This window comes from Candidatus Sphingomonas phytovorans (genome assembly GCA_029202385.1).
GTDB lineage: Bacteria > Pseudomonadota > Alphaproteobacteria > Sphingomonadales > Sphingomonadaceae > Sphingomonas > Sphingomonas phytovorans.
Genome location: CP119314.1, coordinates 1,692,676 through 1,714,234 on the forward strand (window position 1 = coordinate 1,692,676; position 21,559 = coordinate 1,714,234).

Genomic DNA, 21,559 nt, shown 5'->3' on the forward strand with positions numbered 1-21,559 from the left:
AGGGGAGGGGTCGGGGGTGGGGCAGCGGCGAGCGGGGCTCGATGCCCCGCTCGCCGCTTCGGCCTTCGTGAAACGACTCTTTGTCTCAGTGTAAAGACGCCCCCCGTCCTCTGAAAAGAGGAGAGGTCAAATAGGGCTCACTCGGCCCGGAACGCCGCCCCGAACAGCAGCACCGGCTCCCCGGGATCGGAAACCTGCACCGTCCCCCCGCCCTCGGCGACCAGCGAATGGACCAGATAGGCAGCGGCGGCGCGCGGCGTGATCATCGTATCGCCCTGCTGGCCGCTTTGCAGCGTGGTGCGAAGCTCGTTGTCGAGCACGATGCGCGGCCCGTCGGCGCGCACCACGATCTCGACCTGCCCCTCGACCACCTCGGCCCCGACATCGAGCTGGCCGCCCCGGATCAGCGCATCCCCACCGATCAGCGCCAGGTTGAGCAGCACCTTGATCGCTGCCTTGGGCAGGGTCGCGTCCTCGACCAGCCAGCCGAGATTGACCCGGTGATTGTCGCCGAACAGCCCCTCGATCGCCGCCCGCGCCTCGCGCGAATCGACCGTCTCGCCAAATCCGCCCGCCGCGCCGAACGCCAGGCGGAAGAATTTAAGCTTGTTGGCCGATGCCTTGGCGCTCTCCGCGAGCAGTTCCAGGCAACGCTGCCGCATTTCCGGATCATGCTCGTCGGCAAGCAGTTCCAGGCCGTTGTTGAGCGCGCCCACCGGGCTCAGCAGGTCGTGGCACAGGCGCGAACAGAGGAGACTCGCGAAATCGACCGGGCTGATGGTCATGGAATGGATATGCTCCGGGCAAATTGGCTGTCGCTCTTCTGGCGATGCCGACGCCCATGCGCAAGTCGCACACATGCATCGCGATGATGTGCCTTGCCCCCGCTCCGGGTCAGTCCCCGCTGCCTCCCCGGGGCCGTCATCCCATCGATTTCCGTACATCGACGAGCAGATTGTCGTACCGCAGTCGCGTTCTGGCTATGACGGCGTTGAAAAGTGAAGGCAGATCATGACCGAAGATGAAGCCACGTTAGGCCCATACCTGCCGCCTGGAACTCCCGTTCGCTATGACGGTCTTGAGCAAGGTGACCCGGAATACGGGGTCGTTGTCCACTGCTGGCTCGACGACGAAATCAACGCCTATGACTGCTATGTCGCCTTCTTCGGCAACGAGGAGCCGGCGGGGAAGCCTCCCGAAAAACCATACATCCTACGCTACGCCTCGACGTCACTGACGGTCAGCCGCTTATAGGCTGATTGAGTCTGGACCCTAGACTGCGTGGAAAAATTCCTCACCGCGAGACCCATCGTCAGTCGAGCGCCCATTTCAACAGCGACGCATCAACAACGTCATGCCCCATATGACGAATGAAGGCCTCCCGCAGGCCTTGTTTGTGCTTTTGCCATTTTGATGGATCATCTTTCGGATCCATGCCGTCGGCCATGAAGAGCCAGTCGACAAACTGGTCAGCGGTAACCGGACCGCTTTCAGGGATGAAGTCGTCTACGTGCGAAGGTTGTCCATCGACGATACCTCCACACCATCCGCGTCCAACGCACACTTCATCCATCAGGGCATTGTAGCCGGGCTTCTTATCCATCAGCGGCAAGCTATCAGCACAGGTGACCAACGGTAAAGACCGGATCGCAAATGACATTGACGAGGTCTGGATCAATTGATTCAAGGCTGCTTTTTGGAGGCAGGCTTGAGCAAGGGCGATCTCACAGAAGCGGAATGGCGCGCTCTGAAGGGCTCGCTGCCCATCGTGCCTGGAAACCGTGGTCGAGGCAGGCCGCCCGGACAGAACCGCTCGATCATCAATGGCATCCTCTGGCGACTTCGTTGCGGCGCTCAGTGGCGCGACGTGCCGCCCAAATATGGCAGTTGGAACACCATCTATCGGCGGTTCCGGCGATGGAGCGAAGCCGGGGTCTGGGAAACCGTGGCGGTGACGCTGGCCGAGATCATGGCGGATAGCGGCCACTACAGCATCGACAGCACCACCGTTCGCGCCCACGTCTCGGCAGCGGGCGGAAAAGGGGGGCTCATCGACGCGCTCTTGGCCGCTCGCGGGGCGGGTTCACCAGTAAACTTCACTGTCTGGCTGATGCCCTCGGAAGACCGCTCGCCTTCCACCTGACGGTCGGTGAGGCAGCAGACTGCAAGGCGTATGATGACCTCATCGGCCTGCCAGAGCGGGCACCGGTCGCGCTGCTTGCCGACAAGGGCTACGATGCTGGCGCCATCCGTGCCGACCTTGCCGAACGGAAGATCGAGGCCGTCATCCCCGGCAGATCAAACCGCCGTGTGAAAATCGAGTATGACCGGGCGCTCTACAAGCAGCGGAACCGCATCGAACGCATGTTCGGCCACCTCAAAATCAACCGGGCCACCGCCACCCGCTATGATCAATTGGCCAACAACTTCCTCGCTATGGTCCATCTTGCCACGGCCAGATACTGGCTCAAATTTGTCCACGCAGCCTAGGAGCTTGCCTCTATCATCGATCCGGACCGCAATCGAAGGATGAACCGCGCGAATGAGGCCTGCGATAGAATTACGGCGCCAGTCTATCAATGGCAGGGACGCCGTCGCAACTCCACAAATGTAAGCGAGTTTCATTACATTCCCACCGCCCACTTGGAATTCTGGCGACGGTCCGCTCAAGTGAGCTAAAGGTACCCAGCGGTGGCGTAACTGAGTAGGCACCCCTCCTACTCTCAGCGGCCTGGCGTAGTGCCGAAGCAGCGGGACCGGGCTTTGGGTGCACCAGCAACGGTGTGAGGTTGCCTCATGAGAATGAAAACCACACACCTTCTCGCAGACCTTTCCTTCGACTGCGATTTCTTTGACCTTGTCGTTGGCAGCTACGCCCGCCTCGTCGGAACACCTCTCAACCTGGAGAACCAAGGTCCCGATTGGCTCTACGACCACGCCCCCTTTGCATTGCTCGCACACAATATGGAGGTCGACCCTCGCTTCATCTACGCCAATCGCACCGCCCAGGCTTGCTTCGAATATCATTGGGACGAATTCGTCACCCTGCCCTCGCGCCTGTCAGCCGAAGCGCCCGACCGCGCCGCGCGCCAGCATTTGCTGGACGAGGTTTCGCGCAAGGGCTTCGTTGTGGACTATGCCGGGATACGCGTCGCGAAGTCCGGCCGCCGCTTTCAAATCGAGAATGGGATCATCTGGCAGTTGATCGACGAAACCGGCGACCGGCACGGCCAGGCCGCAGTCTTCTCGGCGTGGCGAGACATCTGAGACACGCTCCCCGCACCGCATAGACTCGGCATCGATTCAACCCTCGGCGAAACCATACCATCCTCGTCCCATGAAAAGAGGACGCCCCACCCGCTACGACCCCGCCTTTGCCCGGCAAGCGCGCCTGCTCTGCCGGCTCGGCGCCGACAATGCCGATCTGGCCGAGGTGTTTTCGGTGAGTATCGCCACCTTGTACCGCTGGCTCGATCGATATTCTGAGTTCGGTCTCGCGGTCGCGATGGGCCGGGGCGACCATGCCGGGCTGGCGGAACCGACCATGTTCCGGCGCGCGGTCGGCTATGAGTATCTGGCCGAGCGCGTCTTCGGCCGCAACGGCGCCACGCCCCGTCATGTCGACTGCCGGCACTATATCCTCGCCGATCCGAAGGTCGCGCTTCGCTGGCTGCGCAATCGTCGGCCGGAAGAATGGCGCCCCAAACCCAAGCGGGTCCGCCCCACCCGCACACCGGATTGACCCGCCAGTTTCCTTGACCGCCTCATCGACACGGTCACCTACCCCATTCACCTCGATGCCAACGCATCGGTCAGCTCACCCTGCCAGGTCGAACCCCGCCAGCGATGAACAGCGCCCAATTCATGCCCGCGCATTCGCGACTGCCAGGAAGAGCGACAATCGCCGCGATCAATTCTCATAAATAGGGAAATGGACGATGGCTATTGCGGTACGAGCACGCTGCATCATGACGATTAGGTTCGGCACGCCTGGTGTGGCAAAGCCGCATTGTCTGTATCACTACTCAGGCGATAGCGGCGCGAGCCGAGAAAATCGGGGTCGACATCGGCTGGCGAAAATCCCACTTTACTGCGCAATTTTCATGGAACCCTGTGCGTTTTACTTCACGCATCTTCGACGGCAAGCCCAACTGCCTCGAATACCCCGACACGATCCGTCCGCCACAACCGCGCCGCGCGCGCCGTCAGGATCAGCCACAACGCCCCGTCCCCCATCGCCTGCGCGGCATCGCGCGCCGAAGGCACTGGCTCGCCGGAGGGATGCGAATGATAATGGCCGACCAGCTGCGGCCCGCCACCACGCGCGCGCCGATGGGCCGCGAACAGCGCGACCGGATCGATCTCGAACGCCCGCGCCGGCTCCGGCGCCACGTTCGTGCAGGCTTCGACAACCTCGATCAGCGTCGCGGTGCCGAACAACAGCCCGCAAACCTCCGCATGCGGGGAATTTTCCGCTTCGGTTAGCAGTCTCGCCAGGAGAGTGCTTGAAATTCCGTACCCCATTCCCACATCGCTACGGCATGGATCGGGGGGTTACAAATATCGAAGCGCGCATCTCGGACGAGGCCGGTGGCTGGCGTCTCGATCGCGCTCTGGCGGATGCCGTGCCGACCATGTCACGCGAGCGCCTGAAGGTCCTGATCGCCTCGGGTGCGGTCAGCGACGAAGCCGGCGCCCTCGCCCGCGACCCGTCGCGCAAGGCACTCGCCGGCAGCATCTTCACCGTCGCCGTCCCGGCGCCCACCCCCGCGCACAACGAGGCGCAGGATATCGCGCTGAACATCGTGTTCGAGGACGATCACCTGATCGTGATCGACAAGCAGCCCGGGCTGGTCGTCCACCCGGCGGCGGGCAATCTCGACGGGACGCTGGTCAACGCGCTGCTCCACCATTGCGCCGGGCGCTTGTCGGGCATCGGCGGCGTGGCGCGGCCGGGCATCGTCCACCGCATCGACAAGGACACGTCCGGCCTGATGGTCGCGGCCAAGACCGACCGGGCGCATGAGGGCCTTGCGAAGCAGTTCCACGACCACAGCATCGATCGCCGCTACAAGGCGATCGTCACTGGTCGTCCCCTGCCCGCCGCGGGCACCATCGACGCGCCGCTCGCGCGGTCGCCGGCGAACCGCAAGAAGATCGCGATCCAGCCGCACGGCAAGCGCGCGGTCACTCACTATACGACGCTTGAACGGCTGAAGGATGCTGCTCTGGTCGAGTGCCGGCTCGAGACCGGGCGCACCCACCAGGTCCGCGTTCACATGGCGTCGATCGGGAATCCCTTGATCGGGGACCCGACATATGGTAGAACAAAACCAGTCCACCGGCCAATATTGGAAACGTTGGATTTCCGTCGACAGGCATTGCACGCGGCCCGGCTGGGGTTCATTCACCCCGTCGAAAGCAAGCCTATGGCATTCGATAGCGAAATGCCTGCCGACATGCAGGAACTGTTCGATAGACTCTACGGTTAGGTTCAAGCGCGCGTCGCCTCTTTATAGGGACCACGCTCAGGTAAGGGAGATTTGATCATGGCAAGCGGCAGCAACGTCCCGGCGACGATCCCCGCACTCGGTGGAGAGGCAAGCCTCAACCGCTATCTGTCCGAGATCAAGAAGTTTCCGATCCTCGCGCCCGAGCAGGAATATATGCTCGCCAAGCGCTTCGAGGAGCATGGCGACACCGACGCGGCGGCGCAGCTCGTCACCTCGCACCTCCGCCTCGTCGCGAAGATCGCGATGGGGTATCGCGGCTATGGCCTGCCCGTGTCCGAGCTGATCTCGGAGGGCAATATCGGCCTGATGCAGGGCGTGAAGAAGTTCGAGGCCGATCGCGGCTTCCGTCTCGCGACCTATGCGATGTGGTGGATCCGCGCCTCGATCCAGGAATTCATCCTGCGCTCGTGGAGCCTGGTGAAGATGGGCACCACCGCCGCGCAGAAGAAGCTGTTCTTCAACCTGCGCCGGATGAAGTCGAAGCTCGACGCGTTCGAGGACGGCGATCTCAGCCCTGAACATCTCGCCAAGATCGCCAAGGATCTGGGGGTGACCGAAGAAGAGGTCACCAGCATGAACCGCCGCATGTCGATGGGCGGCGACACGTCGCTCAACGTGCCGATGCGGGAGGATGGCGAAGGTCAGTGGCAGGATTGGCTCGCTGATGACGCGCCCTTGCAGGATTCGGTCGTCGCCGACGCTCAGGAAGCCGACGTGCGCCACGACATGCTTGTCTCGGCGATGGACGACCTCAATGAGCGCGAGAAGCACATCCTGACCGAGCGCCGCCTGACCGACGATCCCAAGACCCTTGAGGAACTGAGCCAGGTATATGGCGTCAGCCGCGAGCGTGTGCGTCAGATCGAGGTGCGCGCGTTCGAGAAGCTGCAAAAGGCGATGATGCGCCTCGCGGGCGACAAGCGGATGCTGGTCGCGGCCTGAACCCGTGGCCGGTGCTGACGCGGTCGTCGTCGGCGCCGGCGCGGCCGGGATCGCCGCTGCGCGGCGGCTCCACGAGGCTGGGCTTGATGTCCTGCTGGTCGAGGCGGGCAACCGCCTCGGCGGCAGGGCGCATAGCGTGCGTATCGAAGACATGACGGTCGATCTGGGCTGCGGCTGGCTCCACTCGGCCAGGCGCAATCCGTGGACCGAGCTCGCCGGGCACTATGGCTTCACCGTCGATCGCTCGCCCGCCAACTGGAGCACGCAGTGGCGCGACCTCGGCTTCCCCCCTGCCGAGCGCCATGCCTATCACGAGGCATGGATGCGCTGGGAGGAAGCAGCCCATGCCGCGCTCACCGGCCCGGACCAGCCCCTTTCGGCGTTCATCGCCCCCGACGATCCCTGGCGCCCGCTGATCGACGCTGTCTCGGGCTACGTCAATGGCGCGCCGCTCTCGCATGTGTCGCTCCACGACTGGGCTGCCTATGAGAACTCGGCGACCGAGGACAATTGGGCAGTGCATGAAGGATATGGCACGCTGGTCGCCCGCCACGCCGAGGGGCTTGCCGTCCGGCTCGACACCATCGTCACCCATATCGACCACCGCGCGCAGACGGTCCGCGTCGAGACCAGCCGCGGCACCATCGAAACCCGTCGCGTCATCGTCTGCGTACCGCCGACGATGCTCACCGGGGAACGCATCACTTTCGATCCGCCCCTGCCCGACAAGCACGCGGCGGCCACCGCGCTCCCGCTGGGTCTGGCCGACAAGGTCTTCCTTCGCGTTGACGGAGTCGACCTGCCCGATAACGGCCATCTCATCGGCAACCCGTATAGCGCCTGTACCGCAAGCTATCGCCTCGGCCCGTTCGGCCTGCCGCTGATCGAATGCTTCTTCGGCGGGGACTGCGCCGAAGGGCTCGAAATCGATGGTGACGACGCGGCAGCCGATTTCGCGATCGGCGAACTGGTCGCCCTGTTCGGCAGCGACTGGCGCGCGCGCCTTACCCCCGTCGAGGCGACCCGCTGGCGCGCCGAGCCGCACATCCACGGCTCCTATTCCCACGCCCATGTCGGTGCGGCACCGCAACGCGCCGTGCTGGCGGCCCCTGTCGAGGACCGGCTGTTCTTCGCCGGGGAGGCCTGCTCGACTCATGATTTCTCCACCGCCCACGGTGCTTTCCAGACCGGCGTGGCGGCGGCTGAGGCAGTGATCGGAACGCTCCCCTTTCGAAGCCGGTTTACCGCGCCCGCATCCCTCGCCTAGAAGCGGCGAATGAGCGACGAACGGGGGCCGCCATCGGAATTCGGGGCTGCCCCCGCCGCGCGGCCTCCCGGCGCGCAACGCGCTCCGATTCAACCCAGCGGCCGACCTGCGCTAGAGCTTCCCCCTGCCACTACGGAACCAGTACCCGACATGCCTCGCCGTCGTTCATTCCTGCGCCGTCTCGTCGGCTGGTTCTTCAAGGCGATCGGCGCCTTCGTCCTGCTGTCGCTGCTGATCGTGCTGCTCTATCGCTTCGTGCCGCCGCCGGTCACGTTGACCATGCTCGGCGACGCGGTCGCGGGGCATGGCATCACCAAGGCCTGGATGCCCCTCTCCCGCATCGATCCCGACATGCCGCGCGCCGCGATCGCGGGGGAGGATTCAGGTTTCTGCACTCATCATGGCTTCGACATCGCCGCGATCGAGAAGGCGTATCAGCGCAACGCCCGCGGCGGCCGGATCCGTGGCGGCTCGACCATCAGCCAGCAGACCGCGAAGAACGTCTTCCTGATCCAGGGCGGCGGCTATGCGCGCAAGGCGCTCGAGGCCTATTTCACCGTCCTGATCGAGACGATCTGGGGCAAGAGGCGGATCATGGAGGTCTATCTCAACGTCGCGGAGACGGGGATCGGCACGTACGGCGTCAACGCCGGCTCGATCCGCTATTTCGGCCATGACGCGTCGACCATGACGCCCGCCGAGGCAGGCCGCATCGCCGCCGTCCTGCCGCTCCCCAAGAAGCGCGCGGCCATCGACCCCCGCGGTTTCACGCGCCGGCACGGCAACACGATCTCGCGACGGGTCGGCGTGGTTCGCAACGACGGTCTCGACGCCTGTCTGCGATAGCCGCTTCTCTCCCGGAGAAGCGGAAAATGCCACGCCGCGACCTCTGGACGCTCCCTTAAAAGGGCAGCTTGAACCCCGGCGGCAGCGGGATGCCGCTGGTCATCTTGGACATTTCAGCGCTCGACGCTGCATCCGCCTTCGCCTTGGCGTCGTTGAACGCAGCGACGATCAGGTCTTCAAGCATCTGCTTCTCGCTCGCCGCGAGCAGCGATTCGTTGATATCGACGCCGATGATCCGGCCCTTGGCCGAGGCCTTGACCTTGACCAGCCCGCCACCGGCCGCGCCCTCGACCTCGATCGCGTCGAGACCGGCCTGCGCCTTGGTCAATTCGGCCTGGACGTTCTGCGCCATGGCCATGATGTCTTCGATACTCTTCATCATACGCTCCGTTGTGCCGCCATCAGGCGGTCGAGTTCGCTTTCGGGAAATTCGGCATCGGGAAACGTCTCGAACGCCGCCTTGACGACCGGCGTGTCGAGGATGGCGGCGCGCATCGCCTCGCGCTTCGCCTCTTCCACTTCGCGGATCGTCGGCTCGCCCTGCGCGTCCTCCGACGTGACCTTCCACGGCTTGCCGGTGAGCCGCTTCAGTTCGATATTCAGGTCCCGGATCAGGTCCACCGGCAGCGGCCGGGAGGAGCTCAACACCAGCTCCGGCGCGGCAAAACGCACCACGCTGGCGCTCCGCGCCATCTTCACCGCCAGCGTATGCTCGCCCTTGTCCTCAAGGAACGCGATCAGGTCGCGGATCGAGTTGGGCAGGTTCGCCTCGGCAGGCTGGACTTCCGCGCGCGGCGCGGGCGCGGCAGGCGCCGCGCCACCCATCGGCGCGCCGTTCGCGATCATCCGCGCCAGTTCGCCCGGATCGGGCAGTGTCGAGGCGTGGATCAGCCGCAGCAGCGCCATTTCGCACGCCTCGATCGGCAACGCCGCGCGCGCGACCTCGTCATGACCCTTCAGCAACAGCTGCCACAGCCGGTGAAGCGACGCGAAGCTCAGCTTCCCGGCCCATTCAGCCAGCGCTTCGCGCTCCTCCGTCGCCTGCCCTGCTTCAGGCACGGTTCCCAGCTTCACCAGCGTCGTCGCATGCACCGTCTCGAGCAGCGCGCGCAGCACGCCAAGCGGATCGACCCCGAAATCATATTGCCGCCGAAGCGCCGCAAGCGCGCCCTGCCCATCGCCGCTCAGCACCAGCCCGAACAGGTCGCGCGTCGCGCCCCGATCGGACAAGCCAAGCATCTCGCGCACCGCGCCGGCCTTCACGCCCTCGCCCTCGATGCCAGCATGAGCGATCGCTTGGTCGAGGATCGACAGACCGTCGCGCGCCGATCCTTCCGCCGCCCGCGCGATCAGCGCCAGCGCCTCGGGTTCGGCCTCCACGCCCTCCGCCTCGGACACCCGCGCGAAATGCTCGGCCAGCTTCTCCGCCGGAATGCGTCGCAGGTCGAACCTCTGGCAGCGCGACAGCACCGTCACCGGCACCTTGTTCACCTCGGTCGTGGCGAACAGGAACTTCACATGCGCCGGCGGCTCCTCAAGCGTCTTGAGCAGCGCGTTGAACGCGTTCTTCGACAGCATGTGCACTTCGTCGACGATGTAGATCTTGAACCGCGCCGACACCGCCGAATAGCGCGACGCGTCGATGATCTCGCGGACATCGTCGACGCCGGTATGGCTGGCGGCATCCATTTCGATCACATCGATATGCCGCCCTTCGGCGATGGCGCGGCACGGCTCGCACACGCCGCAGGGGTCGATCGTCGGCCCGCCATTGCCGTCGGGCCCGATGCAGTTCAGCGCCTTGGCGATCAGCCGCGCCGTCGAGGTCTTGCCCACCCCGCGCACGCCGGTCAGCAGGAATGCATGAGCCAGCCGCCCGCGCTTGATCGCGTTGGCGAGCGTGGTGACCATCGCATCCTGGCCGATCAGCTCGGCAAAGGTCTGCGGCCGGTATTTGCGCGCGAGGACGCGATAGACCTCGGCTTTCGCGGGCTGGGGCGGTTCGCCAAGATCGAAGGAGTCGGACATTGCGGTCTATCTAGGCATCGGAACGCGCGATGTCGAAGGGTTCGGTCGACAATTCGAGGCAGGCGTGACGCGTGGTTTCAATGCCCTTGACCAGATCTCGTCCGATCGCCGACACCTGCGCCAAAGAGCAGGGAGTAGCCCATGTATCGACTGATCCTGTACATCCTAGCGGCGTGTGCCGCGATCATATCGCCGATGGCCACAGTCTCGGCGGCAACCGCACAGCCGCTGTATCAAATGCGCGCCTATCAGCTGAATCCCGCAAGCAAGGCGATATTCCACAAGCGATTCGCCGAGCATGCGATGCGCATCATGCGACGGTACGACTTCGACATCGTGGCGACCTGGGAGGCAGATCACGACGGCAAGCCGGAATTCGTCTACATGCTGCGCTGGCCGGACGAGGAGGCGATGAAGGCGCGCTGGGCAGCGTTCATGGCCGATGCCGAGTGGGCGAAGATCAAGCGCGAAACCGTATCGCCCGATGCGCCGATCATGGGCGGCATCGACATGCGTACCATGCGCCTGACTGACTATTCGCCGCCGTTCGAATGATCTGAGGGTGGGAGCCGGAACGACCCGCGGCGAAATCGTTGCGGCTGCTTCCTTCCGGATCTGACCGGGTTGGCGACGACCACGTCCGCCCGACTCCCGCGGGCCATATGGGGGAGCCGGGCGGACTGATCAAGCCCGCTTTACCAGCGGGTGCGCACCTTGTGGCATTCACGGGTCTTGTGGCCATGGTGCCAGCCGGTCTTGCAGACCGTCTTCCACCCGCCGTGATGCGGCGCGGCGGTCGCCGCAACCGGGGCCATCGCTGCCGCGGCAAGCGCCGCGGCTGACATAAGGGCGATCAGTTTCATCGTCTTCCTTTCCTAGAAGAATCTCCCGGAAAGTGATTTTACCTGCGAACGCGGACCTTGCGGCAGACCCGCTTGCGCTGATGGTGGCGCCACTCGGTGCGGCAGACCGTCTTCCAGCGCCCGCGATCGCCGCGGCTCACGTGGCGAACGGTGGTCCGTTCATGCACCACGGTCTGGCCGCTGCCCGACGCCATAGCCGGCAAGGGGGTAAGGGCGGCCGCGCCGATCAGGCCTGCGGCCATCAATGCCAATATCTTCATGGGTATCGTCTCCTCCGTGCCGTCAAGGCACGGGAACGAAATGATCAACGGCCCTGCATGTTCCGAACCTCACCGGGAATCCGTACCGTCAGTCCATCGAGCGTGTCGTCCAGCCAGATCTGGCAGGAGAGCCGGCTGGTCCGCGACGCACCGGCCGCGAGATCGAGCATATCCTCCTCATCCTCGCTTGCGCGCGGCAGCCGGTCGAAATCCGCCGCGTCGACGATGACATGACAGGTCGAGCAGGCCATCTGCCCCTCGCACGTGCCCTCGAGCGGCTGCCCATCGGCCTGGGCTACCTCGAGCAGCCGGTCGCCCGACTTCGCCTCGACCTGGCTGACCGATCCGTCGATCCGGACGAAGCGGACGAGCATCAGGCCGCGATCCGCTGTGCGGCGGCGGCCGCGGCAATCCGGTCGATGGCGATCACCAGTTCCTCTTCCGTCGTATAGCGCCCGAAGCCGAGCCGGATGCTCGACCGGGCCTGCGCCTCGCTTAGTCCGATCGCGCGCAGCACGTGGCTCGACCGTCCCGATCCGCTGGCACAGGCCGAGCCGGCCGAAAAGGCAATATCGCGCAATTCGGACATCAATCGATTCACGTCGAGCCCGTCGCGGCGAATATTGAGATTGCCATGATAGCGTTGCTCGATCGACCCGTTGATCATCCAGTCACCGCCCAGCCGTTCGCGGGCCGTGTCCCACAGCTCGGCGACATGAGCCGCGTCGTCGCCACCATAATCGGCAGCGAGCCGTGCGGCCGCGCCGAAACCGGCGCACAGCGCGGGCGACAGCGTGCCCGAACGCCCCGACGCCTCCTGCCCGCCGCCATGAAGCAGCGGCTCGATCGCCACGCCGTCGCGGATCCACAGCGCGCCGATTCCCTTCGGTCCATGGATCTTGTGCGCCGAGATCGCGATCAGGTCGCACGCAGGCGGAATCTCCATCCGGCCATAACCCTGCACCGCATCGCACAGGAACAGCGCCCCTGCCTCATGGGCGATCGCGGCAAGCTCGGCGATCGGCTGGATCACGCCGATCTCGTTATTGACCAGCATGGCCGAGACCAGCGCCGTTCCGGGCCGGATCGCCGCCCGCGCCGCGTCGAGGTCGACCAGCCCGTCCTTTCCCACGGGCAGCACCGTCACCGCCTGCCCCGCCCGGGCGAGCGCTTCGACCGTATCGAGCGTCGCGGCATGTTCCGTTGCCAGGGTGATGATGCCGCCCTGCCCCACGCCTTTCAGTGCCCAGTTGATCGCCTCGGTCGCCCCACCGGTGAAGCCTACCGAGCCGCCCACAGGCAACAGCGCCGCCACCACATCCCGCGCCACCTCGACAGCAGCCTTTGCCGCCCTCCCCGGCGCGTGCGCCGAATGCGGGTTGGCGTGCTGGCCCTGAAGCCAGGGCAGCATCGCGGCCAGCGCCTCGGGCGCGAGCGGCGTCGTCGCCTGATAATCGAGATAGATCATGCCGCGAACGCCCGCGCCGCGCGCGACACGCTGCGCCATTCGGCGATGAACGCGTCGATATCGGCCTCGGTGGTGGACCGCCCGAAACTGACCCGCACCACCTCGCGGGATGTATCGACGCTCCACCCCATCGCGCCCAGCACATGGCTCGGCTTCATGCTGCCCGAGGAGCAGGCACTGCCCGCCGACACGGCGATCCCCGCCATGTCGAACCGGATCAACTGAGTCGTCGCGGCCAGCCCGCGCATTCGATAAGCGCCGATCGCTGGATGCTGGCCCTGCGCCACCACCTCGCCGCCCGAGCGCGACAGGGCATCGTCCAGCTTCGACCGAAGCGCAGCCAGGCGTCCGACATCCTCCGGCACGCCCAGCGCCGCAGCGAAGCCAAGCGCGCCGGGCAAATTCTCTGTCCCCGCGCGATAGCCGCGTTCCTGCCCGCCGGTCGGTATCAGCGTGGCGACATCGCGCACCAGCAACCCGCCCACACCCGGCGGCCCGCCGCGCTTGTGCGCGGAGATGGCGACGAAATCCGCATGAGCCGCCACCGCCGGATCAGCCCCGCCCGGCATCTGCGCCGCGTCGACCAGCAACAGGCCGCCGGCGGCATGGACCGCTTCGGCAATCGCCGCGACCGGCTGGCGCACGCCCGTCTCGCTGTTGGCCCATTGCACCGCGACCAGGATACGCCCCGCTACCCCAAGCACATCCGCCAGCGCCGTGCCATCGATGACACCGGTCGAATCCACGGGCAGCACCGTCGCATCCAGCGCGACTCGCATCACCGAATCATGCTCCACTGCGGAGATCGCCCGCCGATCAGCAACTGAGCGGTTCAGCGCGATCCCCAGCGATTCGCTTGCCCCGCTGGTGAGGATCGTCTCCCCGGCCCAGCCATAGGCAGCGGCGATCCGTGCCCGCGCGTCCTCGAGCGCCGCGCGGGCCGCGCGTCCCTCGGCATGCGGGGACGACGGATTGGCCCAGCGCGCCATGCCCTCAGCCATCGCCGCCACCGCTTCGGGCAGCATCGGCGTCGTCGCTGCATGATCGAGATAGATGCGGTCGGCCAAGCCCTGCGGTCTCCAAAAGGCAGAATGATTGCGCCAGGGCGCTCGATGCCTATATAGCGCCCAATTCCGCGCGGCCCACGCGCTCACCGAATTTTTGTCAGCAGGTCACATGCCAGAAGTCATTTTCCCCGGCCCCGACGGCCGTCTCGAAGGTCGTTTTGCTCCCGCGCCGCGCCCGCGCGCGCCGGTCGCCATGATCCTGCATCCGCACCCGTCCTCGGGCGGCACGATGAACAACCGCATCGTGCAGGAACTCTACAAGACGTTCCAGCGCCGCGGCTTCGCCACGCTGCGCTTCAACTTCCGCGGCGTCGGCAAGAGCCAGGGCACGTTCGACAACGGCGTCGGCGAACTGTCCGATGCGGCGAGCGCGCTCGACTGGGTGCAGAGCTTCCATCCCGAGGCATCGACCACCTGGATCGCCGGGGTGAGCTTCGGCGCCTGGATCGGCATGCAGCTCCTGATGCGCCGCCCGGAAATCCGTGGTTTCATCTCGATCGCGCCGCCCGCGAACATGTACGACTTCACCTTCCTCGCCCCGTGCCCTGCCTCCGGCATCATCATCCAGGGCGAGTCGGATGAGGTCGTGACCCCGCTTGCGACCCAGAAGCTGGTCGACAAGCTGCGCACGCAGAAGCACATCACGATCCATCACGACACGATTCCCAAGGCGAACCACTTCTTCGAGCATGAGATGCCCGAACTGATGGGCTCGGTGGATCATTATCTCGACATGCGCCTCGATCCGAACTCCCCGATTCGGTGATTCCTCTTCCCCTTTCCCGGCGGGAGAGGGAAGAAGCGGCGGGAGGATGAGGGTGGTGCTCAGACACCCTCATCCGGCGCTACGCACCACCTTCTCCCGATGAGAGAAGGATTTAGAGCGTCCAGATCACCACGTTGGCGAAGATCACCACTGCCAGCACCAACATCAGCACGGCCTTCTGCCGATCGCCCTTCTTCACCCAGAGCGCGACACCGCCAAGCACCAGCGCGAACACCGCGAGCATGCTGATCGCCGGGGCGGAGGCCGCCATCGCCTGGGCCACGCCGCCCAATGTACCGTAATAGCCGCCCATCCTATTCGCTCCCGGCCAGCACGGCGCCATAGGCCGCAAGATCCACATTTCCGCCCGAGAGGGTAACCAGCGTCCCCTGAGTCAGCTCGACCTTCCCCGCCAGCAGCGCGGCGAGCGCCACCGCGCCACCGGGCTCGACCACCAGACGCAACTGTTCCGCCGCCCAGCGCTGCGCCGTCCGAATCTCTGCTTCGCTCACCGCCACGCCCTGCACCCCGCGCCGCGACAGCACGTCGAAAGTCAGCGGAGAGACAAGCGTGGTCTGCAACGCGTCGCACGCCGTGCGCGGTGGATTCGGGCCGACCGGCTCGATCCAGCCGGCCTCGAGCGACCGCCGCATATCGTCCCAGCCTTCCGGCTCGGCCACGGTGATGAACGCGTCGCGCAGGCCAAGCGTGATTCCCGCCGCCAGCCCGCCGCCGCCGCACGGCACGATCGCCTGGACAGGCTCGCCCAGTCCACGCTCGACCATCTGCGCCGACGCTTCGATTCCGGCGCTACCCTGCCCTTCGATGATCCAGGGATCGTCGAAGCTCGGCACCAGCACCGCGCCGCGCGCCTCGGCGAGTCGCGCTGCGATCGTCTCCCGGCTCTGGGTCGCACGGTCGTAGTCGACCACCTCCGCCCCCAGGGCCAGAGTCCCGTCGCGCTTCGATTTCGGCGCGTCGGCCGGCATCACGATTACCGCTGGCATGCCCAGCCGCTTCGCCGCCCAGGCCACGCCCTGCGCATGATTCCCCGAAGAGAAAGCCACGACGCCTTTCGCGCGCGATTCTCCGTCGATTGCGGTGAGCCGATGCCATGCCCCGCGCAGCTTGAACGCGCCGATCGGCTGCAGCGACTCAGCCTTGAAAGCCACTGGAATTCCACGAATTTCCACGACGAACAGCGGCGATGGCGGCAGGATCGCCGCGATCTTGGCTGCCGCGTCACGCACGCCGGCACGGGTAGGTTGTCGCACAAATGTCACATTACGTCTCCGTGGGTCCAATTCCACTTTACATTGGAGAAAGTCGACCCTATTTCGCGCTTCCCGCTGCCCCATGGGACTTCCAACCGCAAGGCAGCTTTCGTCCGCCATCAGGCACTTGGAGGTCCCTTGAGTTGCACAAGCATCATAGCGCGCTGGGGTTAGCGACCACCCTTTCGACCGCGACCCGCGGTTTCGAGATCGCTAAGCACGGACCGGTTCAGCCGGTAACGCTCATTCGCCCGCACGCCGCATCGCGTGCCGCCCGCTTCTTCGTGGAGAAGTTTCCGGGCCGCTCGATGTATGCCGTGAAGGCCAATCCCTCGCCGGACCTGCTGAAGGTCCTGTGGGAGAGCGGAATCACGCATTACGACGTGGCCTCGATCGCCGAGGTCCGGCTCGTCTCCCGCACCATTCCCGGCGCGACCCTGTGCTTCATGCACCCGGTCAAGGCCGAGGAAGCGATCGAGGAGGCGTATTTCACGCACGGCGTCCGCGTCTTCTCGCTCGATTCGATCGAGGAACTGGACAAGATCGTCCGCGCGACCCGGTCAGCTCAGGATCTGACGCTGTGCGTCCGCCTGCGCGTATCCTCGGAGCATTCGAAGCTCAGCCTCGCGTCGAAGTTCGGCGCGGCGCCGGGCGAGACCAAGGCGCTGCTGTTCGCCGCACGCCAGGCTGCCGATGCCCTTGGCATCTGCTTCCATGTCGGCTCCCAGGCGATGACGCCCGAGGCTTATGCCCAGGCAATGGAGCGTGTCCGCGCGGCGATCGTCGATGCGGCGGTCACGGTCGACGTCATCGACGTCGGCGGCGGCTTCCCCTCGACCTATCCGGGCATGGAGCCTCCTCCGCTCGAGCGCTATTTCGAGACGATCCACCGCGCATTCGAAAGCCTGCCGGTCAGCTACTCGTCCGAACTGTGGTGCGAGCCCGGCCGTGCACTGTGCGCCGAGTACAGTTCGCTGATCGTACGGGTCGAGCGTCGCCGTGGCGATGAGCTCTACATCAACGACGGTGCCTATGGCGCGTTGTTCGATGCGGCGCATATTGGCTGGCGCTTCCCGGTCGAGCTGCTGCGCGAGCCGGACAGCCGGGCCAAGCTGATGGAATTCAGCTTCTACGGCCCGACCTGCGACGACATGGATCACATGGCCGGTCCGTTCATGCTGCCAGCCGACATCGGTGCCGGCGACTATATCGAGATCGGTATGCTCGGCGCTTATGGCTCGGCGATGCGCACTGCGTTCAACGGCTTCGGATCGGACGAGACGGTGATCGTCTCCGACGAGCCGATGGCGTCGCTGTACCTCGGCGACGAGCGCGAGGTCGCTTCGAACGTCGTCACGCTGTAACCAGCACTTATTACCGGTCGTTCTTCCCCCCTCCCGCTTGCGGGAGGGGTCGGGGGAGGGCCTGTATTTGTATTCATTGGGGTTGCGGCGACATGCCCTCCCCTAGCCCCTCCCGCAAGCGGGAGGGGAATTTATGGAGCGACCAATGACCGAAACCATCAACGACACCCGCAAGGCAGAGCTGCTTTCGACTCAGGTCGAGCATATCGACATCACCAAGTTCGACGCGCGCCCGATCGTCGACGCGATGAAGAAGATGAGCTTCACCAGCCGCGATCTCGGCCGCGCGACCGACATCTACAACCAGATGCTCGCCGATCCCGATTGCTCGATCTTCCTGGTGATCGCCGGCTCCACGTCGGCCGGCGGCTGCATGGATCTCTATGCCGAGCTACTGCGCAACAACATGATCGACGGCGTGGTCGCGACCGGCGCGTCGATCGTCGACATGGATTTCTTCGAAGGCCTTGGCCACAAGCATTATCAGGCGCTCGAAGTGCCGGACGACGACACGCTGCGTTCGCTGCTGATCGATCGGATCTACGACACGTACATCGACGAAGAGCAGCTCCAGGATTGCGACCACACGATCTATGAGATCGCCAACTCGCTCGAAGCACGTCCCTATTCAAGCCGCGAGTTCATCCGCGCGATGGGCAAATATCTCGTCGAGAACGGCAAGAAGGACAACAGCCTGGTCAAGCTCGCCTATGAGCATGACGTGCCGATCTTCTGCCCGGCCTTCGTCGATAGCTCGGCCGGCTTCGGCCTGGTCAAGCATCAGGTCGACCGCGCCAGGGAAGGCAAGCCGTACATGGTGCTCGACGCCATTGCGGACTTCCGCGAGCTGACCGACATCAAGATCAAGGCTGGCACCACCGGTCTGCTGATGATCGGCGGCGGCGTGCCGAAGAACTTCATCCAGGATACCGTGGTCTGCGCCGAAATCCTCGGCCATGACGACGTTCAGGTCCACAAATACGCGGTCCAGATCACCGTCGCCGACGTGCGCGACGGCGCCTGCTCGTCCTCGACGCTGCAGGAAGCTGCAAGCTGGGGCAAGGTCAACACCGGCATCGAGCAGATGGTGTTCGCCGAGGCCGGCAGCGTGATGCCGCTCCTCGCCTCGGACGCCTATCACCGCGGCCTGTGGAAGAACCGCACCAAGCGCCGCTGGGGCGCCAGCTTCGACTGATATCTTGGCTCCTGCCCGGAACTGGGAGGAGTTTTGAGCGACTGGTGGAGGGGTCTGGAGCGCGGCAACATTGCCGGGCTTCGGGCCCCTGTCCATTTCAACTACTGACATCATTGAAAGTTGCGCACCCGTCACGATTGAGGCAGCCTCGTCCCAGCACAAAGGGGGAGTTGCCGAAATGACTGACCACAGCCCGATTCTCGCGCCCGTCGTCGCGCTGATCGCCTGGAGCCTCGTGATGTGGCTCTGGATGTACGCGAAGCGAATTCCGGCGATGAACGCCGCGAAGATCGACACGAAGAACCTCGTCGGCGGCAATGGTGCTGACCTGAAGGCGATCATCCCGCCCCAGGCGCAATGGCCGGCGGACAATTACAACCACCTGATGGAACAGCCGACTCTGTTCTACGCCGTCGCTCTCACCCTGGCGCTGCTCGGCGCCGGCGGCGGCATCAACCTGACGATCGCCTGGGCCTATGTCGGCCTGCGCGTGGTGCACAGCATCGTGCAGGTGACGGTAAACCGGGTGATCGTCCGCTTCTCGATCTTCACCCTCGCCACCCTCTGCCTGATCGCGCTGACTCTCCATGCGGCGATGATCGTGTTTTGAGCGACACTTCATTCCACCCGTTCGTGCCGAGTAAGGATCGAGTAGCCGAAGGCATATCGAGGGCCCGTATCGAGGCACAGTTGGAGTGCGCAACACGCCTCCCTCGATGCGCCGTCTCGACATACTCGACGGCACTCGGGACGAACGGGGGGAATAGAAACGCGTCGGCCTACCCGAACAGCCGCGCCATCGATCGTTCGAGCATTACCAGCTGCCACAACGTCCGGCCGTGCTCTGCGCGACCGGCGCGGTGGTCGGCCGCGATCCGCTCGATCGCGCGCGGATCGAACCAGCCGGTGCCGGTCAGTACACGCGATTTCGCCAGCGCCGCCGCCTCTCCCGCCAGCGGCCCGCGGAACCAGGCGCTGATCGGCGTGACGAAGCCCATCTTGGGCCGATACAGGATGTCGCGCGGCAGATAGCGCTCCATCGCCTTCTTCATCAGCCATTTGCCCTGCCCGCGCCTGAGCCGCATCGAGACGGGCAGGCTGGCCGCGAATTCGACGAGCCGGTAATCGAGCAGCGGTTCGCGTGCCTCAAGGCTCACCGCCATGCTGGTCCGGTCAGCCTTGGTCAGGATGTCGCCGGGCAGCCAGTGCTGGAAATCGGCATATTGCGCGCGGTCGATCGCATCGCGCGCGGGCGCATCGCGCATGCTTCGGACATAGCGGTCTTCGGCACGGTGACCGCCCAGCGCCCGCTTCGCCTCATCGGAAAAGAGCAGCCCGCGCAGCGTCGGCGTCGTCACGCCGACTGATCGCGCATAGGCCTCCGCGCCGTCCTCGGCGAGCGCGAGCAGCGTCGTCTTCGCCCGCAGCCGTTGCGGCGCCCAGTCGGCCTTGGGATAGAAGCGCCCGAGCGCCCCGAACGTACCTGCCCTGATCGAGGGCGGCAACAGCGCCCGCACGCGTTCCTCGGCCGCCTGGAACTTGTAGCGACGATATCCGGCGAACGCTTCGTCAGCGCCGTCGCCGGAAAGGGCCACCGTCACATTCTCGCGGGCCAGTTCGCATACGCGGTAGGTCGCCAGCGCAGACGCATCGGCAAAGGGTTCGTCAAAGCTGGCAACGAGCGTGTCGATCAACGCGAAATCATCCGCCGCCACCACGCGTTCGCGATGCTCCGTGGCGAAGCGCCTGGCGATCTCGTTCGCATAGGATCGTTCGTCGTGCCCTGCCTCGTCGAACCCGATCGTGCAGGTCTTCACCGCGCGCTTCGACGCTTCGGCCATCAGCGCGACCACCGCGGAGCTGTCGACCCCGCCTGACAGGAATGCACCGAGCGGCACGTCCGAAACCATCCGCGAGGTCACTGCCTCGCGCAGCCGCTCGACCAGTTCCTCTTCAAGCGCCTTCTGCTTGCCGGTAGCCCGCCGCGAGAAATCGACATCCCACCAGCGCGACGGCGCGGGAAGCGACTTGCCCCGTTCGAGCAGCAGCGAATGGCCGCCGGGCAGTTTCTTCACGCCTGCGATCAGGCAGGCATCGTCCGGCACATAGCCAAACGCCATATAATCCTCGACCGCGCGGATATCGGGCGAGCGTCGCAGCAGCGGATGGGCAAGCAGGCCCTTAAGTTCGGACGCGAAGGCAACGCCGCCGTCCGACAGTTCGACATAATGGAGCGGCTTCACCCCGAGCCGGTCGCGCGCCAGGAACAGGCTCTGCCTTCGCGCATCATGCAGCGCGAAGGCGAACATGCCGTTCAGCCGGTCGAGCATTGTTGGTCCCCAGAGCGCCCAGCCATGGAGCAACACCTCGGTATCGCCCCTGGTGACGAAGATCGCGCCAAGCGCCTGCAGTTCGGCGCGCAGCTCGGCGAAATTATAGATTTCGCCATTATAGGTGACGGTCAGCGAGCCATCGGCGCTGGCCATTGGCTGCGGGCTGCCCGCAACGTCGATGATCGACAGGCGGCGATGCCCCAGCCCGACGCCCGGTGCGGTCCACACGCCCGATCCATCGGGCCCGCGATGCGCCTGGGCGTCCGCCATGGCGGCGATTCGGGCCGGATCGACCGGCTTGGGCGTGGCGGGATAGAAGATCCCGGCGATGCCGCACATCAGTTAAGTCCCCACCCCTTCGTCACCCGTCTGC

General features: G+C 65.2%; 26 protein-coding genes and 1 other RNA gene. 13 read left to right on the plus strand and 14 right to left on the minus strand.

What is annotated here, in order from left to right:
* Positions 1-137: 137 nt before the first annotated feature.
* Entirely contained in the window at positions 138-785 is a 648-nt protein-coding gene (locus P0Y59_07735; GenBank protein WEK01557.1) for a histidine phosphotransferase family protein, read from the minus strand.
* Between the two features lie 226 nt (positions 786-1,011).
* Here P0Y59_07735 and P0Y59_07740 point away from each other — a divergent pair, with 226 nt between their 5' ends.
* Positions 1,012-1,254 carry a hypothetical protein gene (locus tag P0Y59_07740; GenBank protein ID WEK01558.1) on the plus strand — a complete coding sequence of 81 codons (243 nt, stop codon included), beginning with the start codon at positions 1,012-1,014 and terminating at the stop codon, positions 1,252-1,254.
* Positions 1,255-1,312: 58 nt separating this feature from the next.
* Here P0Y59_07740 and P0Y59_07745 read toward each other — a convergent pair whose 3' ends face one another.
* Positions 1,313-1,687, minus strand: a complete 375-nt coding sequence (locus P0Y59_07745) for a hypothetical protein (protein ID WEK01559.1) — start codon at positions 1,685-1,687, stop codon at positions 1,313-1,315.
* 21 nt (positions 1,688-1,708) lie between these two features.
* Between P0Y59_07745 and P0Y59_07750 the strand changes: the two genes are divergently transcribed.
* The 3 genes from P0Y59_07750 (at position 1,709) to P0Y59_07760 (ending at position 3,742) form a co-directional block, all read left to right on the plus strand.
* A protein-coding gene (locus tag P0Y59_07750; protein ID WEK01560.1) for an IS5 family transposase occupies positions 1,709-2,490 on the plus strand; the annotation gives its coding sequence in 2 pieces (ribosomal slippage) (positions 1,709-2,048 and positions 2,048-2,490; 783 coding nt in all).
* Positions 2,491-2,802: 312 nt separating this feature from the next.
* Positions 2,803-3,267 (plus strand): MEKHLA domain-containing protein, encoded by a 465-nt coding sequence (locus P0Y59_07755; GenBank protein ID WEK01561.1) that lies wholly within the window; start codon positions 2,803-2,805, stop codon positions 3,265-3,267.
* Between the two features lie 70 nt (positions 3,268-3,337).
* A complete protein-coding gene (locus tag P0Y59_07760; GenBank protein ID WEK01562.1) occupies positions 3,338-3,742 on the plus strand; it encodes a hypothetical protein in 405 nt (134 codons plus the stop codon).
* A gap of 383 nt (positions 3,743-4,125) precedes the next feature.
* Here the strand turns inward: P0Y59_07760 and P0Y59_07765 are convergent, their stop codons facing one another.
* Entirely contained in the window at positions 4,126-4,524 is a 399-nt protein-coding gene (locus tag P0Y59_07765) for a M67 family metallopeptidase (protein WEK01563.1), read from the minus strand.
* Positions 4,525-4,541: 17 nt separating this feature from the next.
* Between P0Y59_07765 and P0Y59_07770 the strand changes: the two genes are divergently transcribed.
* The 4 genes from P0Y59_07770 (at position 4,542) to mtgA (ending at position 8,568) form a co-directional block, all read left to right on the plus strand.
* Positions 4,542-5,492 (plus strand): RluA family pseudouridine synthase, encoded by a 951-nt coding sequence (locus P0Y59_07770; protein WEK01564.1) that lies wholly within the window; start codon positions 4,542-4,544, stop codon positions 5,490-5,492.
* Between the two features lie 57 nt (positions 5,493-5,549).
* A complete protein-coding gene (rpoH, locus tag P0Y59_07775; protein WEK01565.1) occupies positions 5,550-6,455 on the plus strand; it encodes an RNA polymerase sigma factor RpoH in 906 nt (301 codons plus the stop codon).
* Positions 6,456-6,459: 4 nt separating this feature from the next.
* The gene (locus tag P0Y59_07780; GenBank protein WEK01566.1) at positions 6,460-7,722 is read left to right on the plus strand and encodes an NAD(P)/FAD-dependent oxidoreductase; all 1,263 of its coding nucleotides are present in this window, start codon (positions 6,460-6,462) and stop codon (positions 7,720-7,722) included.
* A gap of 150 nt (positions 7,723-7,872) precedes the next feature.
* Positions 7,873-8,568: a monofunctional biosynthetic peptidoglycan transglycosylase gene (mtgA, locus tag P0Y59_07785; protein WEK01567.1), complete on the plus strand. Its 696-nt coding sequence runs from the start codon at positions 7,873-7,875 to the stop codon at positions 8,566-8,568.
* A gap of 55 nt (positions 8,569-8,623) precedes the next feature.
* Here mtgA and P0Y59_07790 read toward each other — a convergent pair whose 3' ends face one another.
* Both P0Y59_07790 and P0Y59_07795 read right to left on the minus strand, forming a co-directional pair.
* Positions 8,624-8,947, minus strand: coding sequence for a YbaB/EbfC family nucleoid-associated protein (locus P0Y59_07790; GenBank protein WEK01568.1), 324 nt, complete (start codon positions 8,945-8,947; stop codon positions 8,624-8,626).
* Positions 8,947-10,596, minus strand: a complete 1,650-nt coding sequence (locus P0Y59_07795) for a DNA polymerase III subunit gamma/tau (protein WEK01569.1) — start codon at positions 10,594-10,596, stop codon at positions 8,947-8,949. Before P0Y59_07795 ends, P0Y59_07790 begins: the two co-directional genes overlap by 1 nt.
* Before the next feature lie 141 nt (positions 10,597-10,737).
* On the opposite strand from P0Y59_07795, the gene P0Y59_07800 reads away from it, so the two are divergent.
* Positions 10,738-11,151, plus strand: a complete 414-nt coding sequence (locus P0Y59_07800; protein ID WEK01570.1) for an NIPSNAP family protein — start codon at positions 10,738-10,740, stop codon at positions 11,149-11,151.
* A 3-nt stretch (positions 11,152-11,154) separates the two neighbouring features.
* Here the strand turns inward: P0Y59_07800 and ffs are convergent.
* From ffs to P0Y59_07830, 6 genes are all read right to left on the minus strand, one after another.
* Positions 11,155-11,252: signal recognition particle sRNA small type (gene ffs, locus P0Y59_07805), an RNA gene on the minus strand.
* A 39-nt stretch (positions 11,253-11,291) separates the two neighbouring features.
* The gene (locus tag P0Y59_07810; protein WEK01571.1) at positions 11,292-11,459 is read right to left on the minus strand and encodes a hypothetical protein; all 168 of its coding nucleotides are present in this window, start codon (positions 11,457-11,459) and stop codon (positions 11,292-11,294) included.
* A 38-nt stretch (positions 11,460-11,497) separates the two neighbouring features.
* The gene (locus P0Y59_07815) at positions 11,498-11,719 is read right to left on the minus strand and encodes a hypothetical protein (GenBank protein WEK01572.1); all 222 of its coding nucleotides are present in this window, start codon (positions 11,717-11,719) and stop codon (positions 11,498-11,500) included.
* Between the two features lie 44 nt (positions 11,720-11,763).
* Positions 11,764-12,096 (minus strand): 2Fe-2S iron-sulfur cluster-binding protein, encoded by a 333-nt coding sequence (locus P0Y59_07820; GenBank protein ID WEK02531.1) that lies wholly within the window; start codon positions 12,094-12,096, stop codon positions 11,764-11,766.
* Positions 12,093-13,187 (minus strand): cysteine desulfurase family protein, encoded by a 1,095-nt coding sequence (locus P0Y59_07825; protein WEK02532.1) that lies wholly within the window; start codon positions 13,185-13,187, stop codon positions 12,093-12,095. Before P0Y59_07825 ends, P0Y59_07820 begins: the two co-directional genes overlap by 4 nt.
* Positions 13,184-14,254 (minus strand): aminotransferase class V-fold PLP-dependent enzyme, encoded by a 1,071-nt coding sequence (locus P0Y59_07830; GenBank protein ID WEK01573.1) that lies wholly within the window; start codon positions 14,252-14,254, stop codon positions 13,184-13,186. Before P0Y59_07830 ends, P0Y59_07825 begins: the two co-directional genes overlap by 4 nt.
* A gap of 109 nt (positions 14,255-14,363) precedes the next feature.
* Between P0Y59_07830 and P0Y59_07835 the strand changes: the two genes are divergently transcribed.
* Positions 14,364-15,020 (plus strand): alpha/beta hydrolase, encoded by a 657-nt coding sequence (locus tag P0Y59_07835; GenBank protein WEK02533.1) that lies wholly within the window; start codon positions 14,364-14,366, stop codon positions 15,018-15,020.
* Between the two features lie 112 nt (positions 15,021-15,132).
* On the opposite strand, the gene P0Y59_07840 is transcribed toward P0Y59_07835, so the two are convergent.
* Together P0Y59_07840 and P0Y59_07845 are read right to left on the minus strand one after the other, a co-directional pair.
* Complete coding sequence (locus P0Y59_07840; protein WEK01574.1) at positions 15,133-15,333, minus strand: hypothetical protein; 201 nt, start codon at positions 15,331-15,333, stop codon at positions 15,133-15,135.
* Between the two features lies 1 nt (position 15,334).
* Positions 15,335-16,303: a threonine/serine dehydratase gene (locus P0Y59_07845; protein ID WEK01575.1), complete on the minus strand. Its 969-nt coding sequence runs from the start codon at positions 16,301-16,303 to the stop codon at positions 15,335-15,337.
* Between the two features lie 134 nt (positions 16,304-16,437).
* Between P0Y59_07845 and P0Y59_07850 the strand changes: the two genes are divergently transcribed.
* From P0Y59_07850 to P0Y59_07860, 3 genes are all read left to right on the plus strand, one after another.
* Positions 16,438-17,658 (plus strand): type III PLP-dependent enzyme, encoded by a 1,221-nt coding sequence (locus P0Y59_07850; GenBank protein ID WEK01576.1) that lies wholly within the window; start codon positions 16,438-16,440, stop codon positions 17,656-17,658.
* A 145-nt stretch (positions 17,659-17,803) separates the two neighbouring features.
* On the plus strand, positions 17,804-18,853 hold the full coding sequence (locus P0Y59_07855; protein ID WEK01577.1) for a deoxyhypusine synthase: 1,050 nt from the start codon (positions 17,804-17,806) through the stop codon (positions 18,851-18,853).
* A 178-nt stretch (positions 18,854-19,031) separates the two neighbouring features.
* Positions 19,032-19,463, plus strand: a complete 432-nt coding sequence (locus tag P0Y59_07860) for an MAPEG family protein (GenBank protein ID WEK01578.1) — start codon at positions 19,032-19,034, stop codon at positions 19,461-19,463.
* Positions 19,464-19,632: 169 nt separating this feature from the next.
* Here P0Y59_07860 and P0Y59_07865 read toward each other — a convergent pair whose 3' ends face one another.
* Complete coding sequence (locus P0Y59_07865) at positions 19,633-21,525, minus strand: amidotransferase 1, exosortase A system-associated (protein ID WEK01579.1); 1,893 nt, start codon at positions 21,523-21,525, stop codon at positions 19,633-19,635.
* Between the last annotated feature and the right edge of the window lie 34 nt (positions 21,526-21,559).

Bases quoted from the DNA above. Each gene is read 5' to 3' on its own strand.
- P0Y59_07855 (WEK01577.1), top strand. From the start codon at position 17,804: ATGACCGAAACCATCAACGACACCCGCAAGGCAGAGCTGCTTTCGACT.
- P0Y59_07800 (WEK01570.1), top strand. From the start codon at position 10,738: ATGTATCGACTGATCCTGTACATCCTAGCGGCGTGTGCCGCGATCATA.
- P0Y59_07860 (WEK01578.1), top strand. From the start codon at position 19,032: ATGACTGACCACAGCCCGATTCTCGCGCCCGTCGTCGCGCTGATCGCC.
- mtgA (WEK01567.1), top strand. From the start codon at position 7,873: ATGCCTCGCCGTCGTTCATTCCTGCGCCGTCTCGTCGGCTGGTTCTTC.
- P0Y59_07765 (WEK01563.1), bottom strand. From the start codon at position 4,524: ATGGGGTACGGAATTTCAAGCACTCTCCTGGCGAGACTGCTAACCGAA.
- rpoH (WEK01565.1), top strand. From the start codon at position 5,550: ATGGCAAGCGGCAGCAACGTCCCGGCGACGATCCCCGCACTCGGTGGA.
- P0Y59_07795 (WEK01569.1), bottom strand. From the start codon at position 10,596: ATGTCCGACTCCTTCGATCTTGGCGAACCGCCCCAGCCCGCGAAAGCC.
- P0Y59_07835 (WEK02533.1), top strand. From the start codon at position 14,364: ATGCCAGAAGTCATTTTCCCCGGCCCCGACGGCCGTCTCGAAGGTCGT.
- P0Y59_07770 (WEK01564.1), top strand. From the start codon at position 4,542: ATGGATCGGGGGGTTACAAATATCGAAGCGCGCATCTCGGACGAGGCC.
- P0Y59_07735 (WEK01557.1), bottom strand. From the start codon at position 785: ATGACCATCAGCCCGGTCGATTTCGCGAGTCTCCTCTGTTCGCGCCTG.
- P0Y59_07815 (WEK01572.1), bottom strand. From the start codon at position 11,719: ATGAAGATATTGGCATTGATGGCCGCAGGCCTGATCGGCGCGGCCGCC.
- P0Y59_07760 (WEK01562.1), top strand. From the start codon at position 3,338: ATGAAAAGAGGACGCCCCACCCGCTACGACCCCGCCTTTGCCCGGCAA.
- P0Y59_07790 (WEK01568.1), bottom strand. From the start codon at position 8,947: ATGAAGAGTATCGAAGACATCATGGCCATGGCGCAGAACGTCCAGGCC.
- P0Y59_07810 (WEK01571.1), bottom strand. From the start codon at position 11,459: ATGAAACTGATCGCCCTTATGTCAGCCGCGGCGCTTGCCGCGGCAGCG.
- P0Y59_07755 (WEK01561.1), top strand. From the start codon at position 2,803: ATGAAAACCACACACCTTCTCGCAGACCTTTCCTTCGACTGCGATTTC.
- P0Y59_07865 (WEK01579.1), bottom strand. From the start codon at position 21,525: ATGTGCGGCATCGCCGGGATCTTCTATCCCGCCACGCCCAAGCCGGTC.
- P0Y59_07840 (WEK01574.1), bottom strand. From the start codon at position 15,333: ATGGGCGGCTATTACGGTACATTGGGCGGCGTGGCCCAGGCGATGGCG.
- P0Y59_07740 (WEK01558.1), top strand. From the start codon at position 1,012: ATGACCGAAGATGAAGCCACGTTAGGCCCATACCTGCCGCCTGGAACT.
- P0Y59_07825 (WEK02532.1), bottom strand. From the start codon at position 13,187: ATGATCTATCTCGATTATCAGGCGACGACGCCGCTCGCGCCCGAGGCG.